Below are 20,506 nucleotides of genomic sequence, written 5' to 3' on the forward strand. Positions count from 1 at the left end.
TACGCTGGGCGTCGAGGAGGCGGCCCCGGCGGGGCCGCCCTTGGCGTTCTGCGCCCGAAGACATCTCCCGTCGCCACCAGGCGATCGAGCCCCCCAGCCAACAGGACGGTCATGGCCGCGGTCGACCCCTATTCCCCCTGCCCGTGCGGCAGCCAGGAGAAGTACAAGTGGTGCTGCCACAAGGCCGAGGAGCCGGCCTTGAGGGCCGAGCGCCTCATCCGCGGCGAGCAGCTCGACCAGGCCTTGAAGGTCATCGACGAGGGCTTGAAGAAGGCCGGAGACGCCCCCTGGCTGCTGCTCCAGAAGGCGATCGTCCACGAGCGGCTCGACCAGCCGGGCCCGGCGATCCGGGCCGTCGACGCCATCCTCAGGGCGAAGCCGGACCACCTCGGGGCCCTGGCGCAGAAGATCCAGCTGACGCTGATGACCGAGGGGCCCGCCCGGGGCGCCGAGGAGTTCCAGTCGGCCCTCTCGGCGGTCCCGCCGGAGGCCCGGCCGGGCTTCGGAGGGATCTTCCGGATGATCGGCGTGATGCTCGTCCGGGATGAACGGATCCCGGCGGGGATCGCCCACCTGGAGATCGGCGCCGCCTTCGAGCCCGAGGACGACCCGATGGCCAAGCAGGCCCTCCGGTCGCTGATGCAGGACGGCGGCCTGTCCCCCTGGCTGAAGAACCCCTACGGCCTGAAGCCGGCCCCGGCCTCGCTCCCCGCCGAGGCGAAGCCGCGGTTCGACGCCGCCCTGGAGGCCGCCGACGGCGCGCTCTGGGCCCAGGCCGCCGCCCGGTTCGAGACCCTGGCGGCCGACGGCATCGTCGAGGCCGAGCACGACCTCGGCATCTGCCGGCTCTGGACCGCCGATGAGGACGGCGCCGTCGAGGCCCTCCGGCGTTACATCAAGGCCGTCGGCCCCACCCCCGAGGCCGTCGACCTGGAGACGCTCTGCCAGCTCATCGAGCGGATCCCCGACGACGACCAGGTCGAGCACGTCCGGCTCACCTGGCCGATCGCCGACCGCCAGGCCTTGCTGACGGCCCTCCGCAAGGCCGAGGAGGCCGACAAGGACGTCGCCTCCGAGGGGTCCGGCGTGATGGACCAGGACGACCCCGACGCGGACGAGGTCGAGGTCTTCTCGATGCTCGACCGCCCGCGGCCCGAGGCCCGAACCGGCATGGCCCCCGGCGAGATGGCCCGGGTCGTCGGTCGGGTGCTGGTGGCCGAGGACAGCGTCCTGCTCGACGGCTTCGACGTCGGCAAGCAGTTCGACCGGCTCCGCGAGCGCTTCATCGCGCTGGCCGGTCCCGGCATCCCGCCCTCCCATCCCAGGACGACGGTCCTGGAGAAGGTGGCGAAGGTCTCGCTGGCGCTCCGGACCGAGTGGGTGATCCCCGAGGGCCTGGAGCGTGACGAGGTCCGCCGGATCCAGCGCGAGGAGCAGGCCCGGGTCCTCCGGGAGGTCTGGCCCGAGACCCCCTTGCCCGGCCTCGGGGGCCGGACCCCCCGGCAGGCCGCCAGGGACGGCGACGCCGAGGTCGCGCTGCGGGCCGCATTCGGCCAGATCGAGGCCGGCCGTTCCAACCCGGGCTTCGACCTGGACGCCTTCCGGGCCGAGTTGGGCATCCCCGCCGAGCCGACCCCCGACCCGGCGACCGTCGACATCGAGTCGACCCACCTGGCCCGCCTGTCCCGGATCCCGGCCGAGCACCTGGACAACGACCGGCTCTGGCAGCTGTTCCTCCGCAGCCGGACCTTCGGCCAGCACCGGGCCCTGGAGCGGTCGGCCCGGGTCCTGGCCGACCGGCCGAGCTTCCTGGAGGGGAAGCATCCGGCCGAGCGACTCGTCGTCTTCGGCGACCTGGCGAACCTCGCCGCCGGCCGGGGGGAGGTGAAGGAGGCCCTCGACTGGATCGACCGGGGCCGTCGCGAGGAGCCCGCCCCGCACAAGGCCGCCAACGCCCCCCGGTGGGACTTCCAGGCCGTCCGGATCCGGTCCCGGGCCGAGGAGCCCGAGCAGTGGGTCCCCGAGCTGGCCGTGATCCTGGAACGCTACCGGGAGGACCGGGGCGCCAGCCAGGTCGTCATGTCGAACCTGCTCGACATGGGCCTGATCCAGATGGCCCCGCACCCCGAGCGGCCCGACCAGATGATGCTCGACAGCCGCCCCCTGATGGCCGTGCTCTCGCAGTACGGCCCCCGGGTCACCACCGCCTCCGGCGGCCTCGGCGTCTCGGCCACCAAGCCGGAGATCTGGACCCCGGGCGGCCCCTCCGGAGGCGGCGGAGGGGGCGTCTGGACCCCAGGCGCCCCGGCCGGAGGCGGCGGGGGGCAGGGGGGAGGGCGGAAGATCATCCTCCCGGGGCAGTGACCGCCGGGGATCCCCCCCGTGCCGGTCGACGACGGGTGGTCGATGGCGGTCCCGTCGCGGGCTCGCCGAGGCCCGCCCCCCGATCACCCCGAGCCGATCCCTCCGACCCTCCCCCCCGCAGGAGGGGGAGAGGGTGGCCGAAGGCCGGGTGAGGGGGTTCGGTCGAAGCACAGGGCGCGGCGTTCCAGGCCCGGACCCCTCACCCCAACCCTCTCCCCGCCTGCGGGGAGAGGGGGCCAGATTGATCGAGCGCCGCGGCGCGACCCAGTCCAGGAGAATCCATGTCCCCCGACCCCGCCGCCCTCGCCGCCGAAGCAGCCCTGGCCCTGGTCCACGAGGGCTGGCGGCACTTGCAGCTCCGGCGGCCGCTGGCGGCCTGGGCGAGCTGGCAGCAGGCGATCCGCCTGAAGCCGGGGGACAAGGCCGCGACCGAGGCCCTGGCACGGCTCGCCGACGCCGAGGATCTGCCGGAGGTCGCCCGCAAGCCCCGTCGCCTGCTCAACCCGGCCGACGACGAGGCCCGGGGACGCTGGAACGAGACCTTCCGGGGCCGGGATCTGTCGGATCTCGACGCGGCCGCATCCGCCTTCGAGGAGATCGCCGAGGGGGAGCCGACAGACGCCCCGGCCTGGTACAACCGGGGGCTCTGCCTGGCCTGGCTGGGGCGCAACGACGAGGCGATCGACGCCCTCGACTTTTACGTCCACCTCGCCGCCGGGCCCGAGCCCGACCTCGCCGCCGAGGCCTGGGCGCTGGCCGAGATCCTCCGGCACGGCGCCGGGGCCGAGCACCGGGCCGACGACCTGAGCTACGCCTTCGAGGTCCCCTGGCCCGACGACGCCCCCCCCCCCTTCGAGGCCGACCAGGCCCTCGGGGCCGTCCGGGAGATGCCCGTGCCCGTCGACCCGGCCAGCCTGGAGCCGATGGCGCCGGGGGCCCGGATCGTCGAGTGGCTGGACCGGCCGATGCCCCCCGCCTCCCCCGAGCCGGGCCCGGCCGACCTGCCCCACGTCCGCGCGGTGGTGATCCTCTCGCCGGGCCTGCTCCGCTGCTCGGGCCTGGATCGGTCGGCCATCGAGGGGGTGGAGCAGGCCATCGAGGCCCGGCTCGGCCGGGGCCTGGAGTTCGACCGCAGCAGCACGCCGCTCCCCCTGGCGATGCTCGACGCCTCCGCCGCCACCGTCCGGCTGCCCGAGGGGCTCTCCCCCGAGGCCCTCCGGCGACTCCAGGCCGCGGCGATCGCCGACGGGTTCGAGCGCCGATGGGTGGCCGTCCCCCGGCTTGGCCTCGGGGCCGGGCTGGGCATCGGCCGGACGATCGAGGACGAGGAGGCCCCCGCCCGACGATCCCCCCGGGAGGCCGGCGAACTCGCGGCCGAGGGGGACCTCGTCCTGCGGGCGAAGCTCTCGGGCGTGACCCTCGTCCGGGAGCAGCTGGCCCGGCGGCCGGGGTCGGCCGAGCTGTACCTCGGCTACGACTTCGACCGCCTCCGCCGGAGCCTCGGACTCGACGCGCTCGACGCCCCTCCCCCGGGCGTCGACCTGCCGCTCCAGCCCCGAAGGGACCCGAAGTGACCGCCCCTGAATCCGAATCCGAAGCCCAGACCGGACCCGATCCCGCCTTCCTCGACCTCCTGAAGTGGACCGCCGACGGCCTGATCCCGGCGATCGTCCAGGACGCCGAGGGGGGCGAGGTGCTGATGATGGCCTGGATGGACCGCCCGGCGGTCGTCGACACGCTCCGGACCGGCCAGACGCACTTCTACTCCCGATCCCGCAAGTTGAGCTGGCACAAGGGGGGGACCTCCGGGCACGTCCAGCACGTCGAGGAGATCCGGGTCGACTGCGACGGCGACGTGCTCCTGATCCGGGCCCGGCAGGTCGGCGGCGCCTGCCACGAGGGCTACCGCTCCTGCTTCTTCCGCAAGGTCGAGGCCGACGGCCGGCTCGGAGCCACCGGCGCCCCCGTCTTCGACCCCAGGGCCGTCTACGGGGCAGGAAGCTGAGGCAAGACCGACACCGACACGGATTCCGACCCCAGGGGGCCCGGATTCAAGGCGAAGGGCCCCGGACGACGACCCGGGGGCGATCCCCACGGCCGATCGACCGGGAGGCCGGCCCGAGGCCCCGGCCCCTCGTCGCTTCTCGCGAACACGACTCCCCGAACTCGGGTCGGGATGGGTAGACTGGACCCTTTCCCGCCCCGTCACCCCGCTCGTGCAATTTTTCACAAGCCAAGGATTCGTACCGATGCGCAAGCCGCGTCTGATGGCCCCCGGTCCCGCCCCCGTGCCGGAGGAAGTCCTGCTGGAGATGGCCAAGCCGGTCATCCACTCGCGAGATCCGCGCACCAAGCAGGGGATCAAGGAGGCCGTCGAGGGGCTCCAGGAGATCCTCAAGACGAAGTCCGACGTGGCCATCCTCGCCGCCACCGGCACCGGGGCGATGGAGGCCGCGGCCATCCACGCCGTCCCGCCGGGCAAGAAGGCGCTGGTGCTCAACGCCGGCTGGTTCGGCCTGCGATGGCTCAAGATCTGCCAGGCCCACGGCATCGAGGCCGAGACGATCGACTTCGAGTGGGGCCAGCCGGTCGACCCCGACCGCGTCTCCCAGGCGCTGAAGGGCCGGGACGACATCGCCGTCGTCATGGGCACCCTGAGCGAGACCTCCACCGGCACCGGCCACCCGATCGAGGCGATCGGCAAGGTGGTGGCCGAGACCGACGCCCTGTTCGCCGTCGACGGCATCTCCGGGGTCGGCGCGATGGAGTGCCGGGCCGACGACTGGAAGATCGACTTCCTCTGCATCGGCTCGCAGAAGGCCCTGATGTTGCCGCCGGGCCTGGCCTTCGTCACCGTCAGCCCGAAGGCCTGGGCGGTCATCGACTCCTTCGAGCCGAAGGCCTTCTACTTCGGCCTGAAGGCCGCCCGCAAGAAGCTGGCCGACTGGGACACCCCCTATACCCCCGCCCACACCCTGATCTTCGGCCTGAACAAGTCGCTGTCGATGATTAAGGCCGAGGGGATCGAGCGGGTCTGGGCCCGCCACAAGACCATGAGCGAGGCCTGCCAGGCGGGCATCAAGGCCCTGGGCCTGGAACTCTTCAGCGCCCGACCGGCCGAGGGCCTCACGGCCTTTTACGTCCCCGAGGGGCTGAAGGACTCCGACGTCCGCAAGAAGCTCGACGACCGCTTCGGCATCACCATCGTCGGCGGCCAGGACAAGGTGAAGGGCAAGATCCTCCGGATGGGCCACATGGGCTACAATGACGAGGTCGACGTCGTCGGGGCCCTCGCCGCCCTGGAGATGGTCCTCGCCGAACTCGGCCACGAGTTCGAGCCCGGCGCCGGCGTCACCGCCGCCCAGCGGGTGCTGATCGGCCAGGGCAGCCCGGTCGGCGCGTCCTGAGCGTCCTTCCCGGATCCCCCGCCCCCTCGACCCCGGGAGGGCGGGGGATCCGCCGTCCCCCCCTCGCCGCGGCGAACGCCCCGCCCCCGCCTGGATTACCCCCCGAACGAACCGAGCGACCGGAGCCCGATCGACGTGCCCCATCGAGTGCTGGTGACCGACAAGGTGTCCGAGGAAGGCCTCGCCCTGCTGAAGGCCGAGCCCGACTTCGAGGTGATCGTCCGGACCGAGCTGGCCAAGGACGTGCCCGGCCTGAAGGCCGCGCTGCGGGAGGCCGACGCCCTGGTCGTCCGCTCCGGGACGCAGGTGACGGCCGAGATCCTGGAAGGCCAGACCCGCCTGAAGGCGATCGCCCGGGCCGGGGTGGGCGTCGACAACATCGACGTGCCGGCGGCGACGAAGAACGGCATCGTCGTGATGAACACGCCGGGGGGGAACACCGTCTCCACGGCCGAGCACACCATGGCCCTGATGCTCGCCCTCTCCCGGAACGTCCCCCAGGCCGACGCCAGCCTGAAGGCCGGCCGCTGGGATCGCAACAAGCTGACCGGCCGCCAGCTCGAGGGCAAGACCCTGGGGATCATCGGCATGGGCCGGGTCGGCCAGGCCGTGGCGCAGCGTGCGCTCGGTTTCGAGATGCGGGTGCTGGGCTTCGACCCCTTCCTCTCGGCCGAGCGGGCCACGGAGCTGGGCATCGAGAGCATCCCGCACCTGCACCAGCTCTGGGGCCAGTGCGACTACATCACCCTGCACACCCCGCTGACGGCCGACACCAAGGACCTCATCAACGCCGAGACGATCGCGCAGATGCGCCCCGGCGTCCGGATCATCAACTGCGCCCGGGGGGGCCTGATCGACCCGGCCGCGCTGCGGGAGGCGATCGACTCCGGGCACGTCGCCGGCGCCGCCGTCGACGTCTTCGAGCCCGAGCCGCCGCCGGCCGACCACCCGCTGGTCGGCCACCCGAAGGTGGTCGTCACCCCGCACCTCGGCGCCTCGACCGAGGAGGCCCAGGTGGCGGTGGCCGAGGAGGCCGCCCGGCTGCTGGTCGACTTCCTCGCCCGGGGCCAGGTCCGCTTCGCCGTGAACATGGCCACGCTCAACCGCGCCGAGCTGGACGACCTCCGCCAGTACCTCGACCTGGCCCGACGCCTGGGGATGCTCCACGCCCAGATGGACCGGGGGATCATCAAGTCGGCGACCCTCCGCTACCGGGGAGAGGTGGCCGGCAAGAACACCCGGCTGATCACCGCCGCCTTCGCCGCCGGCTGGATGGAGACGGCCCTCGGCGGCCAGGTCAACCTCGTCAACGCCGAGGCCGGGCTCAAGGAGCGCGGCATCACGCTGACGGAGGAGAAGTCGACCGACCCGGGCGACTTCTCGTCGATGATCCAGGCCGAGGTCGAGACCGACCGCAAGGGCTACGTCGCCTCCGGCACCCTCTTCGGCCGGGAGTTCCTCCGGCTGGTCCGCCTCGGGCCGTACCGGCTGGACGCCCACCTGGACGGCAACCTGCTGATCTTCACCCACAACGACCGCCCCGGCCTGATCGGCGCCCTGGGCACCGAGTTCGGCAAGCGGGGGGTGAACATCGCCCAGATGAACGTCGGCCGGGAGACGCAGGGGGGCGAGGCGATCGGCGTGGTCAACCTCGACGCCGTCCCCGACGAGGAGGCGCTGAAGGCCGTCTCCGACCACCCCGACGTGATCAGCGTCAGCTTCATCAAGCTGCCCGCCCACGGCGAGCTGCCGAGCTGGCTCCAGCTCTGACCGGACCGGGCCGACGCCGGGCCGGCATCGGCACCGGGGTTGCACCAGAGTCGGGCCGTATCCCGTCGGTGGGGATCTCATGAGATCCCCACCGACGGGCCCGCGCCAACCGACCGAGCCGCAACCGCCAGAGGTGCCCCATCATGCCCCGCCCCAACGCCGAGGCCCCGTCGAAGCCGAGGCAGGCCCACCCCGACCGGGACTCCTGGGCGCGGACGGTGTCGCTGGTCGTCATCGCCACCGTGGTCGTGCTGGCCGCCAGCACCCAGATGACCGGGCTGATCATCCCGCTGATCCTCGCCCTGGTGCTCGCCATCGCCCTGCACCCGGTCGCCTCCTGGATCGAGCGCCGGGGGCTGGGCCGGGGCGCCTCGAGCATCGCCTGCACGGCGATCGTGACGCTGATCCTGCTGACCGCCGCCGGGCTCGTCGCCGCGCAGGCCGGCCGGGTGGTCCGGGACTCCGACCGCTACTTCGACCAGTTCAGCCGGCTCGCCTCGAAGGTCACCGGGCCGCTCCGAGGGTCCCCATTCTTCGGCGCGGTCACGGAGCCGGAGGTCATGACCGGCTCGGAGGGCGGCGAGCAGGAGGGCGGATCGGCCCCGGGGCGAGAGCCCGGCGGGGAGGCCGAGGCCGGGGCCGGGGCCGGGGCCGACTCCTCCCAGCGAACGGAGGCCTCCGACTCCGACGGGTCGTCCACCCCGGGGATCACCTCGCAGGAATACTGGGCGGAGAAGGTCCGGGAGAATGCCGGGTCGATCGGCCAGTGGGTGATGCGGAGCGTCGGCGGCGTGCTCGGCGTGCTCGGGCAGGTGGTGGTGTTCCTGTTCCTGATCCTCTACATCCTCTACAGCCGGGGGGAGTGGTCGGCCCGGATCGTCCGGGCGGGCAACGCGCTGGGCATGGAGCTGAAGGACGAGGACCTCGAACGGATGGGCCGGACCATCAGCAGCTGGGTCGGCTGCGTGCTGATGGTCGCGACCGGGTACGCCGTGACGATCGCCCTGGTGAGCTGGGCGGTCGGCCTCCCCCAGTGGGCGCTCTGGGGCTTGATGACGGGCCTGCTGGTCCTCGTCCCGTACTTCGGGGCCGTGATCGCCGGGGGGATGCTGGTCTTCGTGGCCGCGATCACCAGCCAGGCCCTCTGGCCCCCGCTGGTGATGCTGGGGGTCTACGTGCTGCTGCAGACCCTGGAGAGCTACATCATCCTGCCCATGCTCTACGGCGAGGCGATCTCCATCGACCCGCTGGCCGTGCTGGTGGGCGTCCTCTTCTTCGGGTTCCTCTGGGGGCCGCTCGGGTTCGTCACGGCCTTGCCGATGATGGTCCTGATCCGGGGGTTCGTCGAGGTCACGCCCGGCTCCGCGCCGATCGGGGCGTTGTTCGGCGGGAACGGGCGGGAGTCGTAGTCGCGTTCGGGTCATTCGGCCCGGTCCCCCTCCCCCGCGGAAGGACGGGGGAGGGGGCCGGGGCATGGGGACTCGCCTCACTCGGCCTCGGCCAGGCCCATCGGCGCCGGGCCGTTGATGACCCGGCCCTTGGGGTCGTACCGGGCGCCGTGGCAGGGGCAGTCCCACGACTTCTCCAGGTCGTTCCAGCGGACGATCCCCTGCAGGTGCGTGCAGACGGCCGACCTCCGGTGCAGGGTGCCCGACTCGTCCCGGTAGACGGCCACCTTCTTCAGGCCCTCCCGGACGACGGCGCCGGAACCGGGGGCGATCTCGTTGGCCGAGGCCACCTCGCCCCCGGTCAGCCAGTCGGCGTACTGGGCGGCTACGTTCAGGTTCTCGCCGGCGAAGGTCCGGAGGGAGCGGAGCGACTTGCGGGAGGGGTCGTAGAGCTTCGCCCAGGGGTTGTCGACGCCGAGGATCAGGTCGGGGATCAGCATCCCGGCGATCGTGCCGTGGGTCAGGCCGTGGCCGGAGTCCCCGGTGCTGATGAAGACGTTCTCCTTGCCGGACGGGTCCTCGCCGATGAAGGCGAGGCCGTCGGCCGGTTCGAGGACCTGGCCGGACCAGCGGTGCTCGACCTCGCCGGCCTCGGGGAACCGCTCCCGGGCCCAGGCTTCGAGGCGGCCGAACCGGGCGTCGAAGTCGTCGGCCTCGCCGACCCGATGGTCCTCGCCGCCGACGATCAGGAGGTCGTGATCGGCCTTCCCCTCCCGATTCCGGACGGGGTGGATCCGGGCGTAGTGGTAGGGGTCGGCCGTGTCCGAGAACTGGGCGGTCGGGATCGCCCCGGCCGGCACCTCCAGGGAGACGACGTAGGTCCGGTAGGGATATTGCTTGGTGTGGATCGCCAGCCAGTCGCTGATCGGCGAGTTGGTGGCGACGACCACCGACCCGGCCTCGACCGTCGGGCCGCCGTCCGTCTCCACCCGGCAGGGGGAACCGCCCTCGATCTTGCTCACCCGGGTGCCGGTGCAGATCCGGCACCCCCGGCGGCCGATCGCCGCGGCCAGCCCGGCCAGGTACTTGAGGACGTGGAACTGGCCCTGGCCGGGGTGCTTCAGGGCCTTCCCGGTATCGACGCCGGGCATCGGGGCGCGGTCGACGGGGGAGACGTCCGACTTGCCGACCCGGTGGCAGGCCTCCAGCTCCTTCTCCAGGTCGTCCGGAGACTGGCCCTCGGCGGCGAAGAGGTAGCCGTCGACCCGATCGAAGTCGCAGTCGATCTCCTCGTCCCGGCAGATCTCCTCGATGCGGTTGATGGCGGCCCGGTGGCTCTCGAAGGCGAGGCGGGCCCCCTCGGCCCCCTGGAGGAATTCCAGCAGGTGGAACCCCTCGTCGAGCATGTCGGACAGGTGCCCGGTGGTCCGGCCCGACTCGCCGCCGCCGATTGGGTTGTCGTCCAGCACGAGGACGGACTTGCCGCGTCGGGACAGCTCATACGCGACCGTCAGGCCGGCGATCCCGGCGCCGACGACGCAGATGTCGACCCGGGCATCCCCGTCCAGTGGCCCGAAGGTCGGCAGGTCGGCGGTCTCCATCCAGGTCGAGGTGGTGCTCCCGGAGGCATTGGGCATCGGTCATTCTCCGTCGTTGCGGTCGGCTCGGTGGGGCGGCGTGTCGACACCGAGGATGCAACCGACGGACCGAGCCCGGTTGAAACGGTCCCCCTCTCCCCGCTCGCGGGGAGAGGGGCCATTGTCTGCAACGCCGGGCCGTTCGAATCGTCCACATCCCCCTCACCCGGCCTCCGGCCACCCTCTCCCCCGCAAGCGGGGGCGAAGGTCGAGGGTCGGCGTGGGAGGGCCGATCAGTCGAGCGCGATGGTCACGGTCTTGTGCTCCAGGTAGTTATCGAGGGCCTTCTCTCCCAGCTCCCGGCCGATGCCGCTGGCCTTGAAGCCGCCGAAGGGGGCGGCGGCGTCGAAGACGTCGTAGCAGTTGACCCAGACCGTCCCGGCCCGGACCCTCGCGGCGATGGCGTGGGCCTTGCCGATGTCCCGGGTCCAGACGGCGGCGGCGAGGCCGTAGTCGGTGGTGTTGGCCCGGGTGACGACCTCGTCGATGTCCCTGAACTTGAGGACCTGCATGACGGGCCCGAAGATCTCGTCGGTGGCGATCGCCATGTCGTCCTTCACGTCGGCGAAGACGGTGGGCTTGATGTAGTAGCCCTTGTCGCCGAACCGCTCGCCGCCGGTCACGCAGCGGGCCCCCTGCTGCTTGCCCTTCTCGATGTAGCCGAGGATCTTCTCGAACTGCTCGCGGTCGACCTGCGGGCCCTGCTCGGTCCCCTCGGCGAACGGGTCGCCCAGGACCCGGCTGCTGCTCTTCTCGGCCATCCGGTCGACCATCTGGTCGTAGACCGACTCCTGCACGAACAGCCGGCTGCCGGCGCAGCAGCACTGGCCCTGGTTCAGGTACAGGCCGAGCATGGCGCCATCGACCGCCTTCTCCAGGTCGGCGTCGGCGAAGACGATGTTGGGGCTCTTGCCCCCCAGCTCCAGCGTCACCCGCTTCAGGGTGTTGGAGGCGTTCTTCATGATCAGCTTGCCGACCTCGGTCGAGCCGGTGAAGGCCACCTTGTCGACCCCCGGGTGGTCGACCAGGGCCGACCCGGCCCCCGGCCCGTATCCGGGGACGAGGTTGATGACCCCCTCGGGGAACCCGGCCTCGAGGGCGAGTTCCCCCATCGCCAGGCAGGTGAGCGGGGTCTGCTCGGCGGGCTTCATGACGACGGTGCAGCCGGCGGCGAGGGCGGGGCCCCACTTCCAGGCGACCATCAGCATCGGGAAGTTCCAGGGGATGATCTGCCCGGCGACGCCGACCGGCTCCGGCTTGCTGTAGCTGAAGAAGTTGCCCCGGATGGGGATGGTCTTGCCGTGGATCTTGTCGGCCCAGCCGGAGTAATACCGCAGGCAGTCGACGACCAGGGGGAGGTCGCCGTTGCGGGCCTCGCTCAGGGGCTTGCCGTTGTCCAGGGTCTCCAGCTCGGCGAGCCGGTCGATGTCGCGCTCGATCAGGTCGGCGAGCTTGGCGATCAGGCGGCCCCGGTCCCGGGCGTCCATCGACCGCCAGGGGCCGGCGTCGAAGGCCTTGCGGGCGGCCTTGACGGCGAGGTCGACGTCGGCGGCGTCGGCCTCGGCGACCTGGGCGATGACCTCCTCGGTCGCCGGGTTGATCGTCTCGAAGGTCTTGCCGCTGAGGCTGTCGCGCCACCGTCCGTCGATGAGCAGCTTGGTCTGGAACGAGCGCCTGGTCGAGGGTCGGGCCTCGGTCGCCGTGGCCATCGGGGGCCTTCCTTTCCGGTTGCGGTGCGGGTTCGAGGGGCGGAGAGGGCACCGTTGCGCCCCGGCCACTCCCGGCCGGGGCGGGGCACTCCTCCATCTTATCGCCGGGGAAGGGCCCCTCAACCCACCGGCCGACCGGGCCCGAGGGCCAGCCTCCCGGAGCAAACCCCGGGGCGAGTCCGGGCGGTCCGGGCCCGGGACGCGGTGGGTGCGCCGACGACGCACCCACCGGATTCGACGCAAGTCTTGATCCTGAAACAATAGCCGACGAAGGAAATGGGTTCGCTCCGCGCGGCGCACCGGGGAGGACCGTCTGGGGAGGACGCTCGCCCCGAGCCGTCTCCCCGGCCGCCGATCGAGGACCCGAGGGATCCGGTCGGGACGCGGTCGAGACGCGGTCGGGACGCGGTCGGTGCGCCCCCGGTGCGCCCCTCGGTTCTGACGCAACCCATTCCCCGACCAACCATTGCGGAACTCGAAATGGGTTCGCTCCGTCGCGGCGCACCACGACGGTCTTCCTCGGGCTCGCGACCGTCCGGGCCGGACCGATCGCCCGGGGCCCGTCCGGAGGCGAGGGGGACCGGGACGCGGCTGGATCCCGGGCGGTGCGCTCCCGGTGCGCCACGTGGATCGGGCGCAACCCGTTCTCCGGTTGGAAAATGCGCGATTCGAAATGGGTTCGCTCCGTCGCGGCGCACCGGCGATTGCGGACGCCTCGCTCCCGAGTTTGCCCCGGCCTCGGGCTCAAGGCCGAGGTCGGGCCCGAGGCGCAATCGGCGGGGCTCCGACCGGGGTCGGGGCGCCCGGATTGGGCGGTGTCGGGTCGGGGGCTGGGGGGCGGATCGGTCGACACGGTGCTGGCTCTCGGCTCTCGGCTCTCGGCTCTCGGCGCAGGGCAGGGCAGGGCAGGGCAGGGCGGCGGGGCCGACTCGACGACCCCTCCCCATGATCATCGTGGCCCGGGGCGATTTTGGTCATACGAAATCGGCCCGGGGCGGAACCCTCCCCGGCGACCGGACGAGTCGAGGGCTTCCGGAACGCACCAGACTCGAGGCCGTCCGCTCCGGCTCCCCCTCCCGCGCTCGCGGGGAATCGGGACGATGGATCCCGACCCTCGGCTCCGTCTTCGGGGGAGAGGGTGGCCGGAGGCCGGGTGAGGGGGGATCGGACCACGCGCGAGGCGTGGCGAGCAGTCGAAGACCCCTCACCACGGCCCTCTCCCCACTCGCGGGGAGAAATTTATGCATGCGGACAATCAATGTCTCGTGGAAGTTCGATCTATCGGGCCGGATCCGGACGGATCCCGACGGGCAGCGCGTCCGGGCCGATGGGCCATCCCTCGGCCACGTCGAGGGCCATGCCGCGCATCGGCTCGCGGAGCGAGGGGTCGGATCGCAACGCCTCCAGGACGGCCGCTGTGTCGCGGTGCCGGTCGAAGAGGGGCCAGACCAGGGAGACGGCCTCGCGGCGGTAGAGCGTCGCAAGCGAGGGACGATCCAGGTCCCAGATCCTGGCGGTCTGGTCGATGCTCCCCGAGACGAGGCGACGGCCGTCGGGGCTGAATGACAGGGAGATTACGCCGGAGGTGTGGCCCCGGAGGGTGAAGACTTCCTCAAAGGTCTCCGTGTCCCAGAGCTTGATGGTCCGGTCGTCGCTTCCCGTGGCGAGGCGGCGGCCATCGGGGCTGATCGCCACGGCGCGGACGACGTCCGTGTGCCCGAGGAGGTCGGCGATCTTGCGACCCGACTCGGGATCCCAGACGGTCACCTCCGCCCGGCCCTCCAGCACCCGGCCGCCGGTCGAGACGAGGAGGCGGCCCTCGGAGTGGAAGGCCACGCCGTGTACGGGAAACCGATGCTCGAGGGGCGCGTAGGCCAGGCGGCCGGTCCGGGTGTCCCAGACCTTGACGGTCGAATCGGAATCGGTGGCCGCCAGGTATCGGCCCTCGGCGTCCGGGCTGAACGCCAGGCCGGGGAAGAATGTGAAATCGGCTCGCTGGCCCTCGAATGCAAGCGGCGAGAAGAGCAAGCGGCCGGTCTGCGCGTCCCAGATCTTCACCGTCCGATCGGCATAGCCGGCCGAGGCGAGGCGCCGGCCATCGGGGCTGAAGGCCAGGGCCGGCGTCCCCCCGTCATGCGCCTCGAACTCCAGGAGTCGTCGGCCGGTGGCGATCTCCCAGATCGTCACCATCCCACTCCGTTCTCCCGTGGCGAGGCGCCGGCCGTCGGGGCTGAAGGCGAGGGGCCAGGCCTCGGTCGGCGCCGGGAAGGACCGGATCGGCTCGCCCGTGGCGCGATCCCAGAGGACGGTCCACGATTCCTTGTAGGGGAGAAAGGACGCGGTCGATGCGGCGAGCTGGCCCTCGGGGCTGATCGCAATGGAGACCCAGCCATCGTGGCGATCGAAGGTGAGGTCGAGGCTCGGCGTCGCGAACCAGAGCTTGACCAACCGGTCCAACCCGCCCGATGCGACCCGAGACCCATCAGGGCTGAACGCCACGCCGAGCACGAAGTGCGCATGCCCGCGGAAGGTGGCGAGCCCGCGGCCGGAATCCACTTCCCAGAGCTTGACCACCTTGTCCTCGGCCCCGGAGGCCAGGCGACGGCCGTCGGGGCTGAAGGCCAGGGCCCGGACGAAGCCCTCGTGACCGTGGAAGGACCGGACCGGCGCCCCGGTGGATCGATCCCAGAGCTGGACCGTCTTGTCGAGCCCGCCCGAGGCGAGGCGGCGGCCGTCGGGGCTGAACGCCACGGCGTAGACCAGCTTGCCGCCATGGACTGGCAGGGAATGGATCCGCCTGGGCGTCTCGACCTCTTCGACGTCCCAGACCTCCACGAGGCCCTTGCTGGTCAGGGCGACCTGGCGGCCGTCGGGGCTGAACGCCACGCTCCAGACGCCGCACTCGCGCCCGGGCAGGACCCCGCCCACCGCCTCGCCGTTCGAGGCATCCAGGAGCCGGGCGTAACCGGGAGTCTCGAAGTTGCCGAGAATCCCGAAGCCCAGGACGATCCGCTTGCCGTCGGGGCTGAAGGCCAGCCCGAGGGCCGAGCGCTCGCCGGGCTCGGTCCTGGGGGGGAATCGCTCCCGCCCGGTGGCCAGCTCCCAGACGGCCAGATGGGGCCCGAAGCTCGCGGCGATCCAGCGGCCGTCGGGGCTGAACGCCACGCTCCGGACGCCTCCCGTCAGCCCATCGCGCTCGAAGACCACCCGCCCGGTCGTGGCGTCCCGGATCACCAGGGCTCCCGCGACTCCCGGCTCCTTGTCGTAGAAGTGGCCGGATCCGCACGCGACCTGACGGCCGTCGGGGCTGAACGCCACGGCATTGACCGCCGGGCCGGGCTCCCGGAACGTCTTCAGGTCGAGATGGCACTGGCGCCAGACATACGCCCACTCCCAGCCCCGGAGGTCGACCGGGCACCCGTCGAGCAGTTGCAGCGCCCGGGCGACGTCGTTCCCGAGGCACTCGCTCAGGGCGAGGTTGACGCGGGCGATGTAGTTCTGCCTGCGCAGCGATTCTTTCTGCCACTCGGCGCGCAGCCACTGGCTGGACACGCCCACGAACCCGGCGACGATGGCCATCGTCAGCAGGGCCAGGAGCGCAGCGATCGCCGGCCGCCGCCGCCCCCACTTGACCAGCCGCTCCCAGGACGACACCGGACGTGCCACGATCGGCTCGCCGGCCAGGAACCGGCGCAGATCCGCTTCCAGCGAGGCGGCCGAGTGATACCGCCTCTCCGGCTCCTTGCGCAGGCAGGTCAGCGCGATCGTCTCGAGGTCGCGGGGCAGTCCCGGCACCAGGCGGGACGGCGGCACCGGCTCGGCGTTCTTGACCTGCTCCAGCGTCTCCAGGAGCGTCGCGCCCCGGAATGGGGGCCGGCCGGTGAGCAACTCATACAGGATGGCCCCGAGGGCGTAGATGTCGGCCGCCGGGCCGACCTCCCGGGAATGGCCGCCGGCCTGCTCGGGGGCCATGTAGCTGGGGGAGCCGAGGATCGAGTCGGTGGCGGTCAGGCCCGAGTCGGAGCCGATCGCCTTGGCCACGCCGAAGTCGGCGACCTTGGGGGACTCGTGGTCGTCGAGCAGGACGTTGGCCGGCTTCAGGTCGCGGTGGACGACGCCCGCCTCGTGCGCCGCCTGGACGGCGTCGGCGAGCGTGGCGACCAGCCCGGCGGCGTGTCGGGGGGCCAGGGGGGTGCCGTCGAGCCGCTCGTCGAGGCTACCGCCGGTGAGGTACTCCAGCTCGATGAAGGGCAGGCCGTCGTGCTCGCCGATGTGATGGATCGTGACGATGTGTGGGTGCCGGAGGCGGGCCACCGATTCGGCCTCGGCCAGGAACCGGACCAGGGCCTCCGAGGATGCGAGCGGCCCGGAGCGGACCATCTTCAGGGCGCAGAGGCGATGGAGCCGCAGGTGAGTGGCCTTGAAGACCACCCCCATGCCGCCCCGGCCCAGCTCCCCCAGGATCTCGTAACCGGGGAGGACGGGCAGGGCTCGGGGGGAGGTCCCCGGGTCCGCTCCCCCGTCGATCGTCGGTGCGTCCGGGCCGGGCCCGGAGGCCCGGGGGTTGTGATGCCCGTCGATCCGGGTCTCGGCGCCGGAGGGGCCATTCGGGTCGTCGATCGTCGGTCCGGCCGGGTCGCGCCGCCCCGAGGGGGCCCCCGAGGCGTCGGCCTGCCGGGCTTCGGCGGGGACGCCCGACCTCGGGGGATCGGGGATGATTTTCTCGAACTCGTCCATGGTGGGGATCAGGGGCGATCGGCGAGGAACACCACCAGGCCCGGGGGATCCGGGCTGCCATCGATCCCACGTTAAGGCCCCGGGGCACCTCGTCCAACGGAATTCCCCCCCTCCCGCGGGAAGGGAGGCCGATGCCGGGGAGTTCGAATCGTCGGGCATGGTCCTTGCTTACCCGGCGATGAGCCGTGTGTTAGTGTCGGGGACGCCGGCGTGGGGTCGCGCCGGGCCCGAACCGTCTCTGGTCCCAACACCCGAAGCTCGGAGGCCAACGCTCATGGCCCAGGACAATCGCAACGTGTCCCGCATCGAGACCCTCTCGCGTCGCCAGTTCGTCCGGGCCGTGGGCGGCGCGGCCGCGATCGGCGGCCTGGCCCCGTTCGTCGGCCTCGGCACCGGCGCCGCCCGGGCCGCCGTGCTGGGCGAGGGGCCGAGCCCCAAGAGCGCCGCCGAGACGGCCGCCGGTCGGCTGTTCGAGTCGCTCAAGCCGGAGCAGCGCGAGGTGCTCTGCTTCTCGTACGACGACCCGCTCCGCAAGAAGATCAACGCCAACTGGGCGATCACCGAGCCGACGATCGGCGAGCTGAGCACCGAGCAGCAGATGCTCGTCGAGGACGTGGTCCGGGGCGTCACCAGCCCCGAGGGGTACGAGCGCTTCCGGATCCAGATGGACCAGGACTCCGGCGGCTTCGAGGAGTACCACATCGCGCTCTTCGGCGAGCCGGGCACCGACGCCTTCGAGTTCGAGCTGACCGGCCGGCACCTGACCCTGAGGGCCGACGGCAACAGCAACCCGGGCGCCGCCTTCGGCGGGCCGATCGTCTACGGCCACGGCCAGGGGGACTCCACCAAGGGCCTGCCCGGCAACGTCTTCTACTACCAGACCGTGAAGGCCAACCAGGTCTTCGGCGCCCTCGACGGCACGCAGCGCGACCTGGCCCTGGTCGACAACGCCCCGAGGGAGACCGCCGTCGAGATCCAGGGCGAGGGGGGCATGCTGCCGGGCATCTGCCTGAGCGAGCTGGCTTCCGACCAGAAGGAGCTGGTGGCCTCGGTCATCCGGGTCGTGCTCGACCCGTACCGGGCCGAGGACGTGGAGGAGGCGATGGCCGTGATCGAGGCCGGGGGCGGGATGGACGCCCTGCACATGGCCTTCTACAAGGAAGGCGACCTGGGCGACGACGGCGAGTGGGACAACTGGCGGATCGAGGGCCCGACCTTCGTCTGGCACTTCCGGGGCGCCCCCCACGTGCATGCCTATGTGAACATCGGCAAGAGGGCCTGACCCGGAATCGCCACCCGCTCCCCCTCGCAGACGGGGGGAGCGGGTGGCCAGGGGCCGGGCGAGGGGGATCGGACGCCTCGCCGGGCCTTGCAGTCACGCCAGGACCCCTCACCCCGTCCCTCTCCCCGCTCGCGGGGAGAGGGGGAGGGAGACGGACCCTCGCCCTCGTCTGCGGGGGAGAGGGCGGGCGGAGCCCGGGTGAGGGGGGCCCGGAGGATTCATGGGGCCCCGCGTCCCGGTCACGGCCCCCTCACCCCGTCCCTCTCCCCGCTCGCGGGGAGAGGGGGACGGAGGTCGGATCAGCCCAAATTGGTCCGAATCGGCACGATTTTTCATCGAGAATCGCATCCATGAAGATTTCCCGACGCACCTTCGTCCGCTCCGCCGCCTCGGCCGGGGCCCTGGCCGCGATGCCCGGCATCCTCCGGGCGAAGCAGGACGCGACCCACTCGACCGCGCTGATCGGCTCGGGCTGGTGGGGGACCAACATCCTCCGGGAGGCGATCGCCTCCGGCCGCTGCCGGCCCGTGGCGCTCTGCGACGTGGACGAGTCTCAAATCGCCTCCTGCAAGTCGGCCCTGGGCGGGATGCTGCCCGACTCGATCAAGGTGTACACGGATTATCGAGAGCTGATCGACGCCGAGCGGCCCGACGTCGCGATCGTCGCCACGCCCGACCACTGGCACCCGCTGATCACGATCGCCTGCTGCGACGCCGGGGCGCACGTCTACGTCGAGAAGCCGATCGGCCACACGGTGATGGAAGGCCGGGCGATGGTCGAGGCCGCCCGGCGGAACGACCGGGTGGTCCAGGTGGGGACGCACCGCCGCGTCTCGCCGCACAACCTCGCGGGCATGGAGATGCTCCGGGACGGCACGGTGGGGGAGGTGGGCATGGTCCGGGCCTTCGTCCACTACGGCGGGGGCCCCGAGGAGCCGATCCCGAACGCCGAGCCCCCCGAGGGGCTCGACTGGGACCTCTGGTGCGGCCCCGCCCCCCTGCGCGACTACAACCCGATGCTCCACCCCAAGGGGTTCCGCCAGTTCCTCGACTACGCCAACGGCACCCTCGGCGACTGGGGCATCCACTGGATGGACCAGATCATGTGGTGGACCGACGAACTCGCCCCGAAGACCGTCTTCTCCACCGGGGGGCGGCCGATCGCCGGGCCCGCCATCAACGACGGCACTCGGCAGACCTCCGACGCCCCCGACCACCAGATCGCCGCCCTGCAGTTCGACGACTTCTCCGTGAGCTGGGAGCACCGCCGGTTCGCCGGCAACACCGCCGAGAAGACCCACCCCGGCCAGGCCGTCGGCTGCTACTTCTACGGCACCGAGGGCACCCTGCACATCGGCTGGCTCGACGGCACCACCTTCTACCCCCGGGACGCCAAGCGGGCGCCGACCAACGTCCCGGCGCAGCTGCACGACCCCGACCAGCAGAACATCCGGGAACTCTTCGCCGACTTCCTCGACGCCATCGCCTCCGGCCGCCGGCCGGTCAGCGACATCGAGATCGGCCACCGATCGTCGAACATGAGCCTGCTGGGGATGCTCTCCTACAAGCTCGGTCGCAGCATCTCCTGGGACCACGAGGCCCACGAGATCCCCGGCGACCCCGAGGCGAACGCCCTGCTCCGCCGCGAGTACCGATCGCCTTGGACCTACCCGGCGTGATTGGTGTTTCCCCGGCCCGAGGATCGGCGATGGTTCGCCGATCCTCGATGGGTTGCGAACAACCTCCACTCCAGGGGCCCGAACCGGGGGCCGAGACGATGACGAGGCCCTGCGTCGAGTTCCTCGTCCTCGATGCAGGCGAGTGCTGGGAGCGGGTCGGCCGGCTGCAACGCATCCGCTCGATCAAGCATGAGTATTACGGTCGGCCCGACGCCTTGCGTCTCTCGTTCGAGCTGATGGAGCCACTCGCCCCGCTGTTCCGGGCCGCGAATCCTGATTTCAACTTCTTCGGCCCCACCGAGTTCGAGGGCGAGGCGGTCGACGCGCTGGTCGACCGGCTAGGATGCGATCCGGTGACGCCACCAGGGCGTACGAGCAGGGCAATCGAGGATGCGGTCCGGGCCATCGCCGACCTCGCCCGCCTCGCATCCGAATCGGGGAAGGTCCTGCTGGTCCTGGGAATCTGACGAACGGCCGGCCGGATGCCTTGATCGGGTTCCGATTTCTCCGGGACGTTGGGAGAAATCGGGATT

Annotated in this window: 12 protein-coding genes; 9 read left to right on the forward strand and 3 right to left on the reverse strand. The window is 71.8% G+C overall.

The features are described 5' to 3' along the window. The first annotated feature begins 111 nt into the window (after positions 1–111). The 6 genes from ElP_RS10245 to ElP_RS10265 all read left to right on the forward strand — a co-directional run bounded on the left by ElP_RS10245 (position 112) and on the right by ElP_RS10265 (position 8,950). Positions 112–2,364, forward strand: coding sequence for an SEC-C domain-containing protein (locus ElP_RS10245; RefSeq protein ID WP_145268962.1), 2,253 nt, complete (start codon positions 112–114; stop codon positions 2,362–2,364). A gap of 281 nt (positions 2,365–2,645) precedes the next feature. Then, positions 2,646–3,938 carry a tetratricopeptide repeat protein gene (locus tag ElP_RS39500; RefSeq protein ID WP_231749630.1) on the forward strand — a complete coding sequence of 431 codons (1,293 nt, stop codon included), beginning with the start codon at positions 2,646–2,648 and terminating at the stop codon, positions 3,936–3,938. Next, entirely contained in the window at positions 3,935–4,369 is a 435-nt protein-coding gene (gene hisI / locus ElP_RS39505; protein ID WP_231749633.1) for a phosphoribosyl-AMP cyclohydrolase, read from the forward strand. Before ElP_RS39500 ends, hisI begins: the two co-directional genes overlap by 4 nt. 244 nt (positions 4,370–4,613) lie before the next feature. Beyond that, positions 4,614–5,771 carry a pyridoxal-phosphate-dependent aminotransferase family protein gene (locus ElP_RS10255; RefSeq protein ID WP_145268966.1) on the forward strand — a complete coding sequence of 386 codons (1,158 nt, stop codon included), beginning with the start codon at positions 4,614–4,616 and terminating at the stop codon, positions 5,769–5,771. 135 nt (positions 5,772–5,906) lie between these two features. Continuing rightward, positions 5,907–7,541, forward strand: a complete 1,635-nt coding sequence (gene serA / locus ElP_RS10260) for a phosphoglycerate dehydrogenase (RefSeq protein ID WP_145268968.1) — start codon at positions 5,907–5,909, stop codon at positions 7,539–7,541. Between the two features lie 143 nt (positions 7,542–7,684). Beyond that, a complete protein-coding gene (locus ElP_RS10265) occupies positions 7,685–8,950 on the forward strand; it encodes an AI-2E family transporter (RefSeq protein ID WP_145268970.1) in 1,266 nt (421 codons plus the stop codon). A gap of 77 nt (positions 8,951–9,027) precedes the next feature. Here the strand turns inward: ElP_RS10265 and ElP_RS10270 are convergent, their stop codons facing one another. The 3 genes from ElP_RS10270 to ElP_RS10280 form a co-directional block, all read right to left on the reverse strand. Beyond that, positions 9,028–10,566: an FAD-dependent oxidoreductase gene (locus ElP_RS10270; protein ID WP_145268972.1), complete on the reverse strand. Its 1,539-nt coding sequence runs from the start codon at positions 10,564–10,566 to the stop codon at positions 9,028–9,030. Between the two features lie 233 nt (positions 10,567–10,799). After that, positions 10,800–12,275, reverse strand: a complete 1,476-nt coding sequence (locus ElP_RS10275) for an aldehyde dehydrogenase family protein (protein WP_145268974.1) — start codon at positions 12,273–12,275, stop codon at positions 10,800–10,802. Positions 12,276–13,553: 1,278 nt separating this feature from the next. Next, on the reverse strand, positions 13,554–17,012 hold the full coding sequence (locus ElP_RS10280) for a protein kinase domain-containing protein (RefSeq protein WP_197446864.1): 3,459 nt from the start codon (positions 17,010–17,012) through the stop codon (positions 13,554–13,556). Positions 17,013–17,286: 274 nt separating this feature from the next. Between ElP_RS10280 and ElP_RS10285 the strand changes: the two genes are divergently transcribed. From ElP_RS10285 to ElP_RS10295, 3 genes are all read left to right on the forward strand, one after another. Continuing rightward, complete coding sequence (locus ElP_RS10285; protein WP_145268978.1) at positions 17,287–18,294, forward strand: DUF3500 domain-containing protein; 1,008 nt, start codon at positions 17,287–17,289, stop codon at positions 18,292–18,294. 356 nt (positions 18,295–18,650) lie between these two features. After that, complete coding sequence (locus ElP_RS10290; RefSeq protein ID WP_145278357.1) at positions 18,651–19,973, forward strand: Gfo/Idh/MocA family protein; 1,323 nt, start codon at positions 18,651–18,653, stop codon at positions 19,971–19,973. A 98-nt stretch (positions 19,974–20,071) separates the two neighbouring features. Beyond that, positions 20,072–20,440 carry a hypothetical protein gene (locus tag ElP_RS10295; RefSeq protein WP_145268980.1) on the forward strand — a complete coding sequence of 123 codons (369 nt, stop codon included), beginning with the start codon at positions 20,072–20,074 and terminating at the stop codon, positions 20,438–20,440. Positions 20,441–20,506: the final 66 nt, after the last annotated feature.

Origin of the sequence: Tautonia plasticadhaerens (assembly GCF_007752535.1) — a bacterium.
Taxonomy (GTDB): domain Bacteria; phylum Planctomycetota; class Planctomycetia; order Isosphaerales; family Isosphaeraceae; genus Tautonia; species Tautonia plasticadhaerens.